At 59.2% G+C, this 17,251-nt stretch carries 12 protein-coding genes; 6 read left to right on the top strand and 6 right to left on the bottom strand.

Annotation, left to right across the window (positions count from 1 at the left end; genetic code table 11):
• Positions 1-109 precede the first annotated feature (109 nt).
• From R3C19_24945 to recO, 3 genes are all read right to left on the bottom strand, one after another.
• A complete protein-coding gene (locus tag R3C19_24945; protein ID MEZ6063611.1) occupies positions 110-556 on the bottom strand; it encodes a hypothetical protein in 447 nt (148 codons plus the stop codon).
• Entirely contained in the window at positions 532-1,341 is an 810-nt protein-coding gene (locus tag R3C19_24950) for a tetratricopeptide repeat protein (protein ID MEZ6063612.1), read from the bottom strand. Before R3C19_24950 ends, R3C19_24945 begins: the two co-directional genes overlap by 25 nt.
• A gap of 108 nt (positions 1,342-1,449) precedes the next feature.
• The gene (gene recO / locus R3C19_24955) at positions 1,450-2,193 is read right to left on the bottom strand and encodes a DNA repair protein RecO (protein ID MEZ6063613.1); all 744 of its coding nucleotides are present in this window, start codon (positions 2,191-2,193) and stop codon (positions 1,450-1,452) included.
• Positions 2,194-2,500: 307 nt separating this feature from the next.
• Between recO and R3C19_24960 the strand changes: the two genes are divergently transcribed.
• The 6 genes from R3C19_24960 to R3C19_24985 all read left to right on the top strand — a co-directional run bounded on the left by R3C19_24960 (position 2,501) and on the right by R3C19_24985 (position 9,618).
• Positions 2,501-3,298, top strand: a complete 798-nt coding sequence (locus tag R3C19_24960; protein MEZ6063614.1) for a DUF2071 domain-containing protein — start codon at positions 2,501-2,503, stop codon at positions 3,296-3,298.
• 200 nt (positions 3,299-3,498) lie between these two features.
• On the top strand, positions 3,499-5,256 hold the full coding sequence (locus tag R3C19_24965; GenBank protein MEZ6063615.1) for an SLC13 family permease: 1,758 nt from the start codon (positions 3,499-3,501) through the stop codon (positions 5,254-5,256).
• Between the two features lie 116 nt (positions 5,257-5,372).
• A complete protein-coding gene (locus tag R3C19_24970) occupies positions 5,373-6,362 on the top strand; it encodes a YdjY domain-containing protein (protein MEZ6063616.1) in 990 nt (329 codons plus the stop codon).
• Between the two features lie 134 nt (positions 6,363-6,496).
• A complete protein-coding gene (locus R3C19_24975) occupies positions 6,497-7,825 on the top strand; it encodes a hypothetical protein (GenBank protein ID MEZ6063617.1) in 1,329 nt (442 codons plus the stop codon).
• 212 nt (positions 7,826-8,037) lie between these two features.
• Positions 8,038-9,138, top strand: coding sequence for a saccharopine dehydrogenase C-terminal domain-containing protein (locus R3C19_24980; protein MEZ6063618.1), 1,101 nt, complete (start codon positions 8,038-8,040; stop codon positions 9,136-9,138).
• Between the two features lie 126 nt (positions 9,139-9,264).
• Positions 9,265-9,618 carry a hypothetical protein gene (locus tag R3C19_24985; protein ID MEZ6063619.1) on the top strand — a complete coding sequence of 118 codons (354 nt, stop codon included), beginning with the start codon at positions 9,265-9,267 and terminating at the stop codon, positions 9,616-9,618.
• Positions 9,619-9,719: 101 nt separating this feature from the next.
• On the opposite strand, the gene R3C19_24990 is transcribed toward R3C19_24985, so the two are convergent.
• From R3C19_24990 to R3C19_25000, 3 genes are all read right to left on the bottom strand, one after another.
• Positions 9,720-10,538, bottom strand: coding sequence for a hypothetical protein (locus tag R3C19_24990; protein MEZ6063620.1), 819 nt, complete (start codon positions 10,536-10,538; stop codon positions 9,720-9,722).
• A 236-nt stretch (positions 10,539-10,774) separates the two neighbouring features.
• Positions 10,775-14,422, bottom strand: a complete 3,648-nt coding sequence (dnaE, locus tag R3C19_24995) for a DNA polymerase III subunit alpha (GenBank protein ID MEZ6063621.1) — start codon at positions 14,420-14,422, stop codon at positions 10,775-10,777.
• A gap of 422 nt (positions 14,423-14,844) precedes the next feature.
• On the bottom strand, positions 14,845-17,226 hold the full coding sequence (locus R3C19_25000) for a hypothetical protein (protein ID MEZ6063622.1): 2,382 nt from the start codon (positions 17,224-17,226) through the stop codon (positions 14,845-14,847).
• Positions 17,227-17,251: the final 25 nt, after the last annotated feature.

Raw genomic sequence — 17,251 nt, forward strand, 5'->3', positions numbered from 1 at the left:
GCCAACGTGTTTTGATGTGTGCCATCTGGCTGTGCAAGTGTGTAAAAGGTTGCAGACGCACTGGCACCGCCAGTGGCACACGACGCATCAATTTTTGCCTGACGCAGCACTAGAACTGCACACGACCGGGTCCGCCTGAGTCACTGACTGACTTTACTCGATGACCGGAACTTCCTGCAGGCGGATCAGGTTTCGGGAGCGAATCCAGGATGCGATCCATTTCGGGCAAGTCCGACAGGAGCCGGCGATCGATGATTGCCAGATTTCTGCGAGCCGCTTCGGCATAGCGAGTATCCGGGTATTCGCGAATAACGTTCAGACACGCCACCGCGACGGCTCGCGGATTGTCTTTCTTGTTCCAGTATTCCACCTGCGCCCAGGCTCGCTGAGCTTTCAGCAGGTACAGCTTGCCGAGTTCTTCCTTCAGTCGTTGCCGATCCTCCAGATCCGGAAACAACTGCAGTGTCTGTTCCGTCAGCTTTTCGGCTCCGGACAGTGAGGTTCCGTCGTAATACGGTCCCTGGTACGACATCAGCTTGACGTGAGAGCCCAGCACGAAGGCGTCTTCCAGGTGAGGGCTGTCGGAATACTCTTCACGAAGAATCTGGAAGTAGCGATCCGCGTCGACGTGGTTCCCTTTTTAAGGTAGTACGACGCCGTCATCATCAGCGCGTCGTCGGCCAGCGGACCGGTGGGGTCATTCAGCCAGATCGACTTCAGCGCTGCGAGCGCTCGTCCCTGAGTATCAAACACCGGCCGCGACTTGTTGAAGAAGTTGGGCAGGATTCGGAACTTCAGCGTCGGGTCGCGCGAAGGCGGCGGTTCGGGCACGGAGCCCACTTCGGATTCCGCGCTGACGGTGCGAATGGTGCTGCGAGTTTTCGGTTCAGCGATTTCCAGCCACGTCTGAGCGATCGTGAACAATTGACGCGTGACGGGTTCGACGTACCGTGTCGAAGGATAGTCTTCAAACAACTGATCGTAGGCGTCCTGAGCTTTCGCGTAGTGGTGCATCGCGACGTGGCATTCTCCCAGCCGATACTGGGCTTCCTCGCCGATCGATGATTCCTTGTACTTTTTCGCGATGCGTCGATAAGCCTTCGCCGCGGAAGCGTAGTCTCCGGCTTCAAACTGCCGGCGAGCCAGGTCGACTTCGCGCCGGCCTTCGACTGAGTACTTCTCGCCTTCTTCCAGCGAGTTGGATTCCCGCTGCAGTGCTCGTTCCAGCGGCCCGCGAATCCCGTTGGTCGTCAGCGGATTTGACATGGCGAACAGACCTTCGCGGTCCTCCGCCCGCCAGGACCGGCAGCCCGATGTTGACGCCAGCATCGCCAGAAGCATCAGCGGCACAGCGCAGCGCACCAGGCCGGCAGCAATCCGCGACAACCGTTGCCGGCTGCCACCGATTGCCGAATCCGTCCGGCAAAATGGCGTCGTGCGATGGAGCATTTAGAAGTCAAGATACCGAAGTGTTCCGGGCTGCTTTCCCAGAATCCCGGTGATGGCGGATACCGCAAAGCGGTGACACTCGCCGGTCTGCTGTTTGGTAAGTGCCGGACGATCGGTGGAAACAGATTCGTCTGACGTCATTTGTCGAAGGATCGCGATCGATGAACCGGAAATCGATTTTCCGGAGAATTCCGGTCGCCGGCAGGTTCCACAAATGACGCCGCCCTGGCTGACCCAGAAAGCAACGTTGTCCTGCACGTCGATCGGTTTTCCGCAGATACTGCATTCGAACAGGTTTGCCAGCACGCCGATGCATTGCAGCAGGCTGACTTCAAACTGCACCAGGGTCGTGGCCGAATCAAGCTGTTCGTCGGCAAGGTCATCCAGAGTTCGGACAGCCAGATCGAACAGTTCCGGAGACGGGTCGTAGTCCTCGGTCAGCTTGCATAACAGATCGGCCACGTAATACCCGCCGTACAAAGACGTTAGGCTTCCGGAGGCCGGTCGAAAGCGTTTTGCAAGCCGTGCTTCCGTCAGTAAGTCCAGACTGGCGGACGACTTGCGAATGAACACTATTCGACATTGGGAAAGCAGGTCAAGAGCAGCATCGAACGAGCCCTTGAGCCGTTTGGCACCTTTCGCCAGAGCCGAGATCTTCCCGAATTCTTTGCTGAACAGCGTGACGACTCGGCTGGATTCGCTGAAATCCGCCAGCCGAATCACGATCGCTTCCGCCTTCTCCATCGACACGCAAATGCTCCTGTAAGTGCGCCGGTAATCTGCGGGGTTTGAGTCGTTTCTAATCGCAGTTGAACCCCACCGTCGTTCAAGTCCTCCGTGTGAGTTACGCATTATCCCCTCGCCCGCGATGCGGGAGAGAGATTTTTCTCCGTCGAAGCCGTCAGAGGCAGAATAACACAGGCAGTCAGTGACGCGTTCGCTGAGTGAACGACATTTCGGCGTCTGACCTGCCGCGCCGGAATTCTCGTTTGGACTTCCGTTCGCGGGCAATCAGCACGCCGGTTGTTATCGGCGACGATTCGCTGCGGTTATGTCTCCGGACAACGTGCCTGTTTCGGGAGCAATGCTGATGCGCATGCCGGCGATTCGCGGTCTGATCGACCGTCGCATTCTGGTCAATTATCGAGTCGACCCGGACGTCCTGCGGCGAATCTGCCCGGCTCCGTTTCGGCCGCAGGTTGTCAACGGGTTCGGCGTCGCGGGAATCTGCCTGATTCGGCTGAAGCACATTCGTCCGAAACGACTGCCGGCGTTCCTGGGAATTTCCTCGGAGAATGCCGCTCACCGAATTGCCGTCGAATGGGTTGCCGACGGAATGATTCAGCGCGGCGTGTACATTCCGCGCCGAGACACGTCGTCGCTGCTGAACGCGCTGGCTGGCGGACGCATCTTTCCCGGAATTCACCACCACGCGAAATTCGATGTGCGCGAAAAAGATGGCAGGTATCGTGTTTCCATGACCAGCCGCGACGGCAATGCTCACGTGTCGGTTGACGGGGTCACGGCGAGCGAACTGCCCGACGGTTCGATCTTTCCCGATGTGGCCGCGTGCTCGCGATTCTTCGAAGACGGCTCCGTCGGCTATTCACCCGCAAAGCCAAACGGCCGGTTCGACGGACTGGAACTGCGAACTGTGAACTGGAACGTCCAGCCGCTTGCCATCAGTCGTTTGACGTCGTCGTTTTTTGATCGCCGCGACCACTTTCCCGCCGGTTCCGCAGTCTTCGACAGCGCCATGCTGATGCGCGGAATCCATCACGAATGGCACAGCCGCGAGTCCGTGTGCTGCAGCGTTGAGCCGGCCGGGCTTCGCGCCCACGCTTTGTGATGAAAACCTGCGCACCGCGGATCGTCGCGTGCTGATCGGCCGATCGCCTAAAACCTGTGGGGCAATTCAGGTATAAGGAGCGTCGGCAATTCACAGCTTGTGGCCATCACCGGCTTCCATGCGCCGGAAATGCTGCACCGCAAACGCCTGGTCAAGCCAGGGCGAGCCCGCCCCCTGTTTCATTTCCTCGGTCATTCATCATGGCAACGCTGCTGATTCTGGCGATCGGGCTGGCGATTGTGATCGTCGGGATTCTGGGTCTGCGGCTGCACGCATTTGTCGCGTTGATTCTGGCGGCTCTCGCTGTGGCCATGCTGACTCCGTCGCGACTGCTGACTCGTTCCGTCGTTGTGCCCGACGCGATTCACGATGTCACGATCAGCGATGACGGCAGCACCGTCGCCACGTCGGAAGCTTTGCCGACGTCCGGGCCGTGGGTTCTGTTCGTTGATCCGGGACCGGGCTTTGAACTGCAGCGAGCCGGCGTGATCCGCGACGCGCAAGTCAATTCTGATTCGACTGGCCACGACGCGCCGGGCGCCGGTCGTGACGACGTCTATTCGCTGACCGTTGACGAATCGCGAGACTCGCAGTTCGTGAGTTCGCTGCGCGCGCCTGGAACTCGTCTGATTCTCAGCAGCGAAAGCAACATATCCGCCGGAAGCAAGCTGGCGGGTTCGAGTTTCATTTCCCGAGTCACGTCAGCGCTGGGTGATTACTGTGGCAAGCTGGCAATACTGATTGTGGCCGCGTCGATCATCGGCCGATGTCTGCTGGACAGCGGAGCGGCGGATCGCATCGTGCGCTGGTCGCTGGAACTTGTCGGCGAACGGAAAGCGCCGGCCGCTTTTCTGTTCAGTGGGTTTCTACTGGGAATCCCGGTGTTTTTCGACACTGTGTTCCTGCTGATGATTCCTCTGGGAAAGGCTCTGCGGCGTCGAACGGGGAAGAACTATCTGCTGTACGTGCTGTCAATCGTCACCGGAGCCACGATGGCGCATTCTCTGGTCCCGCCGACTCCCGGCCCGCTGTTTGTCATGGAAGCGTTCGGTGTGGGCTTTCCGCAGATGCTGTTTGGAGGCATGCTGGTCGGCCTGTTCAGCGCGTCGGCGGGGCTGGGCTATGCCGCATGGATCAACCGCCGCTGCGAACTCCCGCTGCGCGACGACAGCGAGCCATCGACGACATCCGCTGCGGAACCGAACGAAGAAGTGCGACCGTCTCCCGGGCTGCTGCTATCGCTGATGCCAATCATCCTGCCCGTGTTGCTGATCACGGCCGAAGCACTCACGGACCAGGCCGTCAGTGCGCAGAAACCGTGGACGATTGCCGGCTGGAACGTTTCCGCATGGCTGCTGAACGATCCGGCGGGAATTCGAGTTCGGGAGGCGGTCGGCGTGCTGGGAGAAAAGAACCTGGCTCTGCTGATCGCGGCGTGTGTCGGCGTCGTGATCTACGTCTTCACGCGAAGACCGTCCAGAGTCCAGCTTTCGGCGTCTCTGCAAGCCGCCGTCGCCAGCGCCGGAACGATCATTCTGGTCACGGCGGCCGGCGGTTCGTTCGGGCGGATGATGAATCAGACCAGCGTTGCGGAAATGCTTCAGGAACTTCCCGGCACGTCGCCGGTGATGGTGGTGGTGGCCGCGTTTCTGGTAACGACCGCCGTTCGAACGGCACAGGGTTCGGCCACGGTGGCCATGATCACGTCAGCGGGAATCTTCGGAAGTCTGGTCGCCGGCGGTGCTGCGGGAGTCCATCCGCTGTACGTGGCTCTGGCCGTCGGCTGCGGTTCAAAACCGGTGTCCTGGATGAACGACAGCGGGTTTTGGGTCATCACGAAAATGAGCGGCATGACCGAAGCCGAAGGTCTAAAATATGTGACTCCCATGACAGCGCTGGCGGGACTGTCCGGACTCGCGGCGATCATCGTCGCCGTTCTGGCTCGACCGATGTTGTAAGGCGGGCTGCAGATGGTGAAGATGCCGGTTGCGTGATGACGACACTTTGCCCGCGCGTTCGCCGCAGTTTGTTGTGTCAGACCCGACGCTGTCGCTTTTCAACGAGATGCAACCCCATGTCGATCGCTCAATACCGGTTTCTGATCGCAATCATCGCGGCTGCGTCGCTTGCAGGAACCGCAGGAGCTCAATCCCCGAAACAGGACGCGAAGGTCGTTCCTGTCGCGGAAAAGCCGCTTCCCGGAGGGCCGCAGGAGCCCATTCCGCTGGCGCCGCTGCCGGATGAACTGCAGGAACTGCTCGATAGCGGCAAGGCTCTGAATCCCGAACAGACAGTGTTCCTTGACCTGAAGAAAAAGCGAGTGCTGCTCAGGACTCAGATCGCCTGCAACGACTGTCCTCTGGAGATGCTGTGCTGTCCCGAAGGCACTAAGCACCACGAATCGATTCTGTGGGTGCGATCGAAGGCGTTCGTCGTTCATTCCGCATTGCTGGCGCTGGGAATGAAACCGGGAAAGCCGGTGGCGTTTTCGCCGGAATTTACGCCGCCCGAAGGACCAACGATCAACACGTTCGTGAACTGGGTCGACAAGGCGGGCAATCTTCGTCGCGTCGACGCGCGCACGTGGATGCGACATTCGATCTATCACTACTATTCGCATCCGCTTCCGTCGCCGCCGCCGAATGTGGAATTGCCGCATCTGGAACTGAGGTACGATCCGTTTAACAAGGAAATTCTGTGGTACGGGCCGATGTCGCAGGACCAGCGGCGGGATCTGTTGAAACTCTGGGACGACGCCGAATACACCAAAGCGATCAACAAGTTCTACGAAACCAGCCAGTCGCGACCGATGACGGCGGAGTTTGTGTTTGCGGGCAGTCATGAGTACGAAGTCGACAACGCCGGGAACAAACGCTACGCCGCGGAAGAAGGCTATCTGATCTGCGTCGCCAACTTCGCCGCCGCGACGATTGATGTCCGGGAAGCCAGTTCCGCCGACGACGGCGGTCAGTCATACGAAGCGTGGACGGATCGTGTCCCGCCGCCGGACACTCCCGTGGTGCTGGAACTTGTCCCGGAACAGAAGAAGCCTGCCGGCAAGTGAGGGATCGGTCGCGTTCAGGAATCTGCCTCCGGCGCGAACAGCGCGGAACCGGCCGGGGCAAATCTGAAATCTCAAATCTCAAATCTGAGCTCTCAACTCTCAACTCCCAACCTTCGCCCCCCGGAGTCGCAGTCATGGCAGAGCAGCATTCCTGGAAAACTCAGCCTCGCGCTGCGGCCTGGGTTCGGGAGCGAGTTGATGAATTCCTGGCGGACAATCCCGCCGCTGCGGAGTTTCAGAACCTGCTGCGCGACGAAACGGGTACGCGGCTGGTTGACTGGATCGACCACTTCGAACTGCGCGATGTGACGGGCATTGAAGAAGCCGGGTATGTTCGCGACGACGACGGCTGGTTTCGTCATCCGGAGGCTCTGTTGCCGCCGGTGGTCTTTCGTGAACACGAACGGTTGCTGCTGCGAGTCGACAGTGTTCGCGATTTTGTCACCGCCAACGCTCACCGGTTTGCCTGCGACGTCGGAGGAGAACCTCTGGACCTGTGGCGGACGGCCAGCGTTCGTTCCGGCAGTTCCCGAAGTTTCGGAGTCGTGGAACGGCAGGGGTGCCGCACGTCCAGAAAAGGCGTTGAACGGTCGCCGCATGACAAACTGCTGACGGAGATGTGTCGTGAGCAGCTTCGGACTCGCCGGCGCCGTTTTGAAGACCGCGAAACCGCCTTTCGTGAGACTCGCGAACTGCTGACGTCGATGATTTCCCGGATCGGAGTCGACGTGACCTGTGAACTGTTCTTCGAAGCCGAACGAGCCTACTGGCAGTCTCGCAATCGTGCCGCCCGTGTGCAGTACATGCGGCAGCAGACGCTGGGACTCGGCTGGGGAAATCACGATCACCACACCTACCGATCCAGCCGCGCCGCGTTTCATCATCTGGTTGGAATCCTGGAACTGCTGGGCTTTCACGGCCGCGAACGATTCTATGCCGGAGCCGACGCGGGCTGGGGTGCTCAGGTTCTGGAACAGCCGGTCACCGGAATCGTGATCTTCGCCGACGTGGACCTCAGCCCCGAAGAAATTACCGGCGACATCGCTCACGAACCGCTGCCGCCGCGGGATTCTGTCGGAACGATCGGCCTGTGGTGTTATCTGCACGGCGAAGCAATTTTCGAAGCCGGCATGCATCACCTGGAATGCCAGTTCGAATTCGACAACGCTCGCCGGCAACTGGAACAGTTCGGAATCCGCTGCATGGCTCCCTTCACCGATTTTCCGCACCTGCGGCAGTGCTTCACGGAAGGCGAAGTCTGGGCCGTCGAAGACTCCCGCATTGCTGCCGCGCTTCAGCAGGGCTGGATCACGCCCGAACAGGCCGATCGATTCGCGGCGTCCGGCGTTGTGGGTTCCCATCTGGAAATCCTGGAACGCAATGACGGATACCGCGGCTTCAATCAGACCGGGATCAATGACATCATCCGAAAGACGGATCCCCGGTTCCTGACGAGTCCATAGCCGGATGGCACCGGGTTCGTGGTCAAACCGTTTCCGGATAAAGTCCCGAGTTTCTCGTTCAATCACAGACCGCCAGGCCGTTCTATTTGCGGTCCGGCATGGCGACCATGCTTCAGACGAACTGGTCATGTCCGCTCGGCCTGTCAGCGCGCCGGCCGGACAATCGATGACCTTTCAATCCGCGCTGTCACCTGCTGATTGCCGGACTGGCCATGCACCGAGTCCTTCTTCTTGGCGCCGGAAAAATCGGACGAGCGATTGCTGCGTTCCTGCATGATTCCGGTGACTACGACGTCGTCGTTGCGGACGCCAGCGAATCCGCGCTGACGAAACTCACGTCGGAATTCGTCCCGGTACCCACCGTTCGCGCCGATGCCTCCGATCCGCAGCAGTTGAAGCGCCTGATGACCGGCCGCGACAGTGTGATTTCCGCACTTGCGTTTTCGGTGAATCCTCTGGTTGCGGAAGTCGCCGTGGATTCCGGTGTCAGTTACTTCGATCTGACCGAAGATGTCCAGACCACGCTGGCCGTGCGAAAAACGGCCGAACGCTGCGGCGACGGAACCATCGTGATGCCGCAGTGCGGCCTGGCTCCCGGGTTCATTTCCATCGTGGCACATGACATCGCCGCCGGGTTCGAATCGCTGGACAAGGTCCACATGCGAGTCGGAGCGCTGCCTCAGTTTCCCACCAACCGGCTGAAGTACAATCTGACCTGGTCGACCGACGGTTTGATCAACGAGTATTGCAACCCGTGTTCGGCAATTCATGACGGGCAGTTGCTGGACGTTCTGGCGCTGGAAGGTCTGCAGGAATTCTCTCTGGATGGTGTTCGCTACGAAGCGTTCAACACGTCGGGCGGGCTGGGCAGCCTGTGCGAAACGCTGCTGGGTCGGGTCAGCGAACTGAACTACCGCACGATCCGCTATCCGGGTCACCGAAACCTGATGCAGTTTCTGATCCGAGACCTGAAGATGTCGGATAAGCGGCAGGAACTGAAACGACTTCTGGAAGACGCCGTTCCCGTAACTTACCAGGACGTCGTTATCACATTCGTGTCGGTATCGGGAACTCGCGACGGTCAGTTTGTACAGGTCAGTGATGCCCGAAAGATCTATCACCAGCACGTCGGCGAACGTCACTGGGCCGCCATTCAACTCACCACCGCCGCCGGAATCTGCGCGGTGCTGGACCTGCATGTCAACGGCCGGCTGCCGCGGCGCGGTCTGGTGAAACAGGAAGATGTCGTCCTGGCCGATTTTCTTCAAAACCGATTTGGAAGGTACTTCGCGAACGACAAAACGGGCCGCTGAGTTTCTAATGACCGGCAGCAGGGCAGTGCCAGGCGTGTCTGAGATCGTACTCACCCGAGGAACGTTGGTCGTTGATCAGGGATCGTGGTGATACTCCGCAGTCGCCTTCTTTCAGGGGAACAGCGCATGACCATTCGAGTCTCCATTGCCTTTTTGATCGTGTTGCTGGTTCTGTGCGTCACCATTGAATATCGCCTGCATGATCGGACAACGAATCGCGAATCAGCGTTCGCTCAGTTCGACAGAGATTCGCCGTCACTGATGGTGTACGTGGTCGACGGCGAACCGGGTACCGATATCGGCAAGCTGAGCGCCGGCTGGGAAAAGGAAGCGTATGACCAGCGCACCGCCGGGATTGCTCAACTGCGCATGCCGCTGTGGGGATTCACCGCGGTGATGATCTGCTGCGGCGTTTTTCTGCTGACCTGGAAACCACGATCCGCCGCGCAGTCGACGCACGAACCTCGCGCTGGCGCGTAAGACGCCATTCTGACGCGATTGTTCGATTCACAGCAAAGTTCAGCCCGCAGTGGCGCAGGAAACACCGGCGCCTGTCCTGCAGTGACCGGTCTTCGTGACGACTACCGTGAATTTGCACCGGCAAAAGCCATTCGACCGACGGCCGCAATCGGCACGTCAGCGTTCGAGGAGAACGATGCCGGAAGAATGCAGTACTCGTTCAAAGCCGATTCGACGTGATCCCAGCCGGCTGCCGCTGCGATGTCAAACGCTCGCAGTCCATTTGTGACCCGCTCCCGCTGGTCGCAAAAATTGCGAAAGAACAGCCGTCGGCGGCCGAAGTATGCGAAGCGGACAAGTGGCCGTATTGCTATGAATTTCATCATCGGCCAGTCGAACGCCCGCAGCGCGGCTTCAATGCGAGGCCCGACAACGGTGTCCTGTTCGTTGAGAAAGAACGTCTGAAAGACATGGCGCTTCTGTTCTGTCGACAGTTCATGGCCGTTGCGCCGGGCTGCGTGGCAACCGTTTAATGCTGTCAACAGTTCCCGCGGGACAAGCTGATCGGCATCCGGGTGCTTTCCAAATTCCGCAGTGAAGTGCCAGGTCGTGTAGGTTTCGATGCACACGCACCGGTTGATGTCCCGGAACGCGTCGGCGAATTCCGACAGTTGCCGGAGTCGTTCGGTTCGAAGTGTCAAAGATGTTGTGGGCAGCCAGGAACAGCAGCTTCCCAGCTTCATTCCAAAACGAAAGTGGTCGCCCGCCCACAATGCGCCATGTGCGGCGATCAGCGGAAAGACGTGATTTCGTCCGGAATCACGAAACAGGCGGCGGTACACGGCGGCGCGCTGCGCCAGGTCGCGAAGTCCTCCGGCGAACAGTTCCGCATCGCAACGGATCGCGTCATAGGAATTCCGGAGAGCGTCGAGCGATGCCATGCGATTGTCCTTTCACCACGGGATACTGTGTGATGTCAGGCAATCCGCCCCGGTCTTCGAAACTTAACAGCGCTTGAACAACAATTTTCCGAAACGCGCAAGCGCAACGAAACGCCGATGCCGTTCGTTAATTCATTTCGTCGAATTTGACGGGCCGCCGTCTCCGGTCAATCTGCAGGGCTGTCAATGCATGGATCTGCGGGAAGGTCAGATCCACTTCGTCGACAGCCGACCGGTCACCGACCGATTGATCCGGACGCTGGCCGACTGGCTTTCGCGGCTTTGAGTTCGAAATAGCCTTCGCCGATCGTCTCCGCCAGTGCTCGCTGGAATTCCGGTCCGACGGAAACCTGGCAGTCCCGGCCCGTCGTCAGAATGTAACGCAGCCGCTTGCGGGGCTCGGCAACTGTCAGTGTGGCGGTACCGCCGGCATCGTTTTCAAAACCGGGTGGTTCCGCGACGAGTGCCGATTCACCATCCGGCGATTCACCGGTTTCCTCAAACGAATCCACAAGAATCACCACGTCGGTCTGGCCGGGAAAGCGTGCCAGAACCTGGCGGACGTTTTCCAGGTCGTCCCGGTTATGCAGCCCGCGTTCAAACTTGATGGCCACTTGAGTCGTAAATTCGCGATCGGCCTGGTCGAGCGTCAGGATGCGGTTCACGACAATGTTGGGTTCGCGTCCGCGGCGGTCAACTTTGCCCTGAATAATCACCACGTTTTCCGTTCTGATCACGTCTTCGTACCGCGAATAGTCCGCCGGCCAGGCGATGCAGCGGACAATCGCGGTCGCATCTTCCAGATCGAAATTGGCGTACCGGTTCTGGCCGTTGGTGTTGGACTTCTTCGCGGTTGCGATTTTGATGGAGCCGATCATGCCGGCGATCGTCACCACCGCACCGTCTTCCATATCGCCCAGTTCGCGATTCTTTGTTTGAGCGTAGCGCTCAATGCGTTTGCTGTGCTGAGTCAGCGGGTGAGACGTCAGATAGAAGCCCAGCGATTCTTTTTCAAACGCCAGCTTCTGCGAATGAGTCCAGTCGGGAACATCCGGCAGAGCCACCTGAAAATCTTCTTCCTCACCGGCATCGTCATCGTCGCCTCCGAACAGGCTCATCTGACCACTGGCTCTGTCCTTTGCCCGCGACGCTGCCGACGCCACCGCTCGTTCAACGACTTCCATCTGCTGTGCCCGGTTGCCGGGAAGACTGTCGAGCGCACCGACCTTAATCAGCGTTTCCAGCATGGTTTTCGTCAGAGCTTTCGAATCCACGCGCTCGGTCAGATCGAAAATATCGCGAAACTGACCGCTGGCTGTTCGTTCATTGACGATCGCCTGCAGCGCAGATTCTCCGACGCCCTTGATGGCTCCCATCCCGAACGTGATCTTTCCGTCCAGAATGCCGAATTCGACATCCGACCGATTCACATCCGGCGGCAGGACTTCGATGTTCTGCCGGCGGGCGTCGTCCACGTGTTCGCTGATACGATCGGTGCTCTCCATTCCGCAGCTCAGCAGCGCCGCCATGAACTCCACGGGGAAGTGAGCCTTCAGATAGGCGGTTTCGTAGGCAATCAGACCATAAGCGGTGCTGTGTGATTTGTTGAAGCCATAGCCGGCGAACGCCACGATCAGATTCCACAGTTCGTCCGCCAGTTTTGTGCTGATTCCGTTCGCTTCGGCTCCGGCGATGTATTCGTCGTGGAAGCTGTCGATAATGGACTGCTTCTTCTTGCTGATGGCCTTGATGCATTTGTAGGCATTGGCCAGTTCGACATTGCCGACGCGGTTCAGGATCCGCATCACCTGTTCCTGGTAAACCATCACGCCGTAGGTTTCGGCCAGGACTTCGTCGACGACGGGATGCACCTTTCGCGGCTGCTTGCGGCCGTGCTTGACATCGACGTATTCCATCACCATGCCGCCTTCCAGCGGACCGGGCCGATACAGCGCGGATGTGGCGATGATGTCGGCGAAACAGTCGGGCTTCATCTTTGTCAGCAGATCCCGCATTCCGCCGGATTCCAACTGGAACACGCCCTTTGTTTCGCCTCGCTGAAGCAGCGCAAATGTGGCTTCGTCTTCCAGATTGTTCTTGACGTGTTCCAGGTCAAAATCCGGGTGCGTGCGCTGAACATTCTGTACAGCTTTGTCCAGGATGGTCAGGTTTCGCAGGCCGAGAAAGTCCATCTTCAGCAGACCGATGGATTCAATCGTCGGACCATCCCATTGAGTGATAATATCCTGCTTGCCGGTGATCTTCTGCAGTGGCACGACTTCGTTCAGCGGGACGTCGGCCACAACGACTCCGGCCGCGTGAGTTCCGGTGCTTCGCGCCAGTCCCTCGACGGCCATGGCATAATCCAGCAGTTCGCGCGCGACCGGATCCGTGTCATATGCGGCCTGCAGATCAGGGCTGTCCTTCAGCGCGTCCTTCAGCTTGATGTTCAGCGTGTCGGGAACAAGTTTGGCCAGCTCATTGACTCGCGGCAGCGGCACATTCAGCGCGCGGCCGACGTCGCGAATGGCGTTTTTGGCTTTCAGCGTGCCGTACGTGCCGATTTGAGCGACGTTCATTTCGCCGTATTTTTCCTTGGTGTAGTCAATCACCATCTGACGGCGGTCGCGGCAGAAATCGATATCAATATCCGGAGGCTCGTTGCGGCTGGGATCCAGGAAACGTTCAAACAGCAGGTCATACTTCAGCGGGCAGACATCACCCAGCCGCAGCAGAAACGCCACGATCGCTCCGCACGCGGAACCTCGCGCACCGCAGGGAATACCGTTACGCCGGGCAAATTCCACAAAGTCCCAGACAATCAGAAAGTAGCTGGCATAGCCCTTGGATTCGATAACGCTCAATTCATATTCCAGGCGACTCCAGTGTTCGTCAGTCAGCTCATCGCCATAGCGTTCGTGCATTCGCTGATGGCAGAGTTCCTTCAGATACTCGATATCCGACTTTCCTTCCGGCGGACGAAACACCGGATACAGTTTGCGGTCGTGCAGTTCGATGTCGACTCGGTCAGCGATTTCCTGAGACCGCGCGACGGCGTGTTCCAGGCCGCTGAACGTGGCATACATTTCATCCGGGCTGCAGATGTAGAGCCCGTCGTTGCTCATCTTCATTCGCTTCGGGTCGTCGCGCGTGGTGCGAGTATTCACGCACAGCAGCACGTCCTGGACGCGGGCATCATCGCGAGTCAGATAGTGAGCGTCGTTGGTGGCGACCAGCGGCAGTCCCATCTGGTTCGCCAGATCCACTGTCATTTCCAGGCACTGCTTCTGGATTTCAAACCCGGCGTCCTGGATTTCCATATAGAACCGGTCACCAAAGATCTTCATGTACCATTCGACCAGCATTCGAGCGTCGTCGGACCGGTCGGCAAGCAGCGCTTTGGAAAGCTCGCTCGACGCGCAGCCGCTCAGGCAGATGATGCCGTCGCTGTGAGCCGCCAGCAGTTCTCTGTCGATGCGGGGCTTGTAGTGGAAGCCTTCCAGATAGGCGGCCGACGCCATTTTGATCAGGTTGTCGAACCCCGTGCGATTCATCGCCAGCAGCGTCAGATGCGACTGAGCTTCCTTCTGCCGGCTTGCACTGCGATCGGTGCGGCGTCCCGGAGCCACGTACGCCTCATACCCGATGATCGGATTGATGTCGTGATCTCGGCAGGTGCGATAAAACTCCATCGCCCCGTACAGGTTGCCGTGATCCGTCATGGCGATTGAGTTCATGCCGAACTCTTTGACTCGCCTGACGAGATCCGGAATGCGGTTGACTCCGTCCAGCAGGCTGTAGTGCGTGTGGCAGTGCAGATGAGCAAACGGCCGGGAGTTTCCGGTCGGTCGGTCGGTCGCGGAATCCGTTTTGGCATCGATCATCGTGATCGCTCTCCGTGAGTTTCAGTGTGTGACCGCGAATTGTCGCAAAACCGAAAGTCGGAACAAGCAACTCACGCAGCGTTCCGTCACGGCGCGAGGATCGTGGAATGGTGACGAATTCCTGGACGAGGCACACGCGTTTGCCCAGACTTTGGCATCAGTCCTGCTTCTTCCCGCGGGTAGCACGTCTTCGAAGAAAGCGTGTCGCGCAGCGATTGGAAACTGCTGACAAACTCAGCCCGGACGCACGACGTTATACCCCGAGCGGGGCAATTTGAGGTATTCTGGCTCGCGGCATGAAGAAGTGCGAAAAGTATCAGCGTTCGCCGCGGCCAGTACAGAATGCTGCAGGACGTCGAACGAATACTTTCCGACGGCTGCGCCGCAAAACGTTTGCGAAGATGTGGTACCTGCCGAACGGCTTAGTGCTGCTTCCCGCCGGTGGCGTCAGTTCGGGAGGAGTGGCTGGAATCCGGTGCCGGAAGCTGGAACGGCAGGTTCAGGGCGGCGATGCGTTTCTGCAGAGTCACCGGATATTCGACGATCGGGCAGTCGTCGGTGACCGTCAATTGGCGATCGAATCCCGGAAGTCGCGGCACGTCTCGCAGAGCCGCGATTTTTTCGGCGGTCGACGTTTCGGCATGGCCGCGGACTTCGGTCCACATCGGGTCGCCGCTGTTCAGGCAGTGGCGCAGTGATTCTTCGGACAGCGAAATCGGATCGTTCGACAGCATGGCCAGGTACCCGTTGAAAAACGTTTCGCGATAGGCGAAGACCTGGTCCGCGGTTTCTCTGACCAGAAACGCCTGTTCCGGAGTGCCGTTGCAGTACAGGCAGAAGACTCCGCCGGGTTTCAGCCGGCGACTGACAAGTCGCAGAAATTCCTCGGAATTCAGCAGGCCGCTGCCGGCCTGCTTCAGGTACAGCGGCTGCGTCTGAATCAGATCGTATTTTGTCGGGTTCAATTCCAGCCCCGACCGGGCGTCCTGCCAGATCAGGTTGATTTTCGGATTGCTGGTGATGTTCAGCGTGCCGTCCGGATAGGCGGCGAAGACGTCTTCCAGCACTCGGCTGATGTCGTAGGCATCGACTCGTTCGACGGAATCCAGTTTCGCCAGAGTCGCGGCGGTGATACCGGTCCCGATTCCAATGACGCAGACGTCGCGGACGGGGGATTCGGTGTGACAGGCCGCCGGCAGGACAGCAAGGTTCCAGTTGTGAGTGCCCAGATGACTGGTGCCGTCGGAAATCGACGAGTGCCACAGGCCGTCCCAGATCATGTCGCCGTTTTCCAGCACGACGATCACTCCGTCGCGTCCGCAGAACAACCGGTGTCCGGGCAGCAGTCGGCTGGTGTCGGTGACCAGGCACGCCACCACGATGGCCATCGCCGCGCCGAGTGACGCCAGACCGGATCTCGCCGATGGCAGACGTCCGTCGTGATCACGCACGCACGCATGCAGCGAGAGCAGAATCAGAGCGATGGCGATGATCGCAAGGTAAAACGGAATTTCGTAGCCCACAAACGTCATCAGCAGGATGCCCAGGCACGATCCGATGGTGTTCCAGACGTAGATTCGTCCCACGTCGCGGCCCCATGACTTCGCCGCTTCCTCGGTGACTCGGCTGAAAAGGTATCCGAACAGCAGGCACGGCAGAAAGAAGTGAGAACGTGCGGCGACAAAAGTGATCAGCGAAAGCACGCCGTTAATCGGTGACCAGGAATCCCAGCCGGCAAACACGATGCTCAGCAAACAACCGGCGGCGCAAAGCTGCAGACCTCGCGAAATGGAAATTCCGCAACGCCGGGAACTCAGCGCGGCACCAAGGCTCCAGAAAAACAGAAAACCGCTCAGCACAGCCGCAAAGGTAAACGGCAGCGGCTGTTGCTTCAGCGGCATCAGTCGAAACAGGTGCATTTCATAAGCCAGCGAACAGAATCCCAGGCCCAGCGCCAGCAGATCGGATTCGCTCGGCCGCCATGTCGCGCAGTTGCGGGAGTGCTGTGATTCGGCGTTCGAAAGGTCAGCGGGTTCCGCTGCCAGGGGTTTTCGGGCAACGACTCGAACCGCCGCGAACAGCAGCCCGGCCGCGAAAATGTTCAACGCCGCGGCGGCGATCAGCGAACGTGACAGACCCAGTTCCGGCAGCATGTAGCCGCTGGACACGACAGCTCCGCCAACGCTTCCCAGAGTGTTAATGAACAGCAGCCAGCCCAGCAGCCGCGAATCCTGCAGCCGCAGATTCCGCTGGCAGACTTCAGCCGCCAGAGGCATCGTGGCTCCCATCAGAAAGCAGGGTACGCACAGGGCCACGACGGCTCCCAGGGCATACATCAGCAGCAGCGGAACGCCCAGCGACAGAGCCGCTTTCTGAGCCGCGAAGACCGTGTGAGAAAGATCAGCGGCCAGGATTCCGCAGATGCCCAGGTTGACGATTCCGAGCAGCAGTTCGATGCGACCGAATGTCGCCAGAGGATTTCGAAGACCGGCCGACCGCCGTCCGCTCCACCACGATCCGGCGCCCAGTCCCGCCATGAACACCAGCACGACGACGGTTGAACAAACCGTTTCGCTGCCGCCCAGAAATACCTTCAAAGCTCGCTGCCAGATGACCTGATTGATCAGCCCGGCGGCTCCGGAACTCAGCAGCGCCGATCCCAGCAGAAAGGCCGCGACCGCGAATCCGCTGTTATGAACGGGACTGCGTCCGTGGAAGTGAGTCGCGACCTGTTCCGCGTCGATCACGGCCGAAGGGCGAACGATGTCGGGCCGTGGTTCGACGGCGATGCATGATGACGTCATGAATTCGATCCGGGAATGTTCGGTA

The sequence above is a fragment of the Planctomycetaceae bacterium genome, from assembly GCA_041398785.1.
GTDB lineage: Bacteria > Planctomycetota > Planctomycetia > Planctomycetales > Planctomycetaceae > JAWKUA01.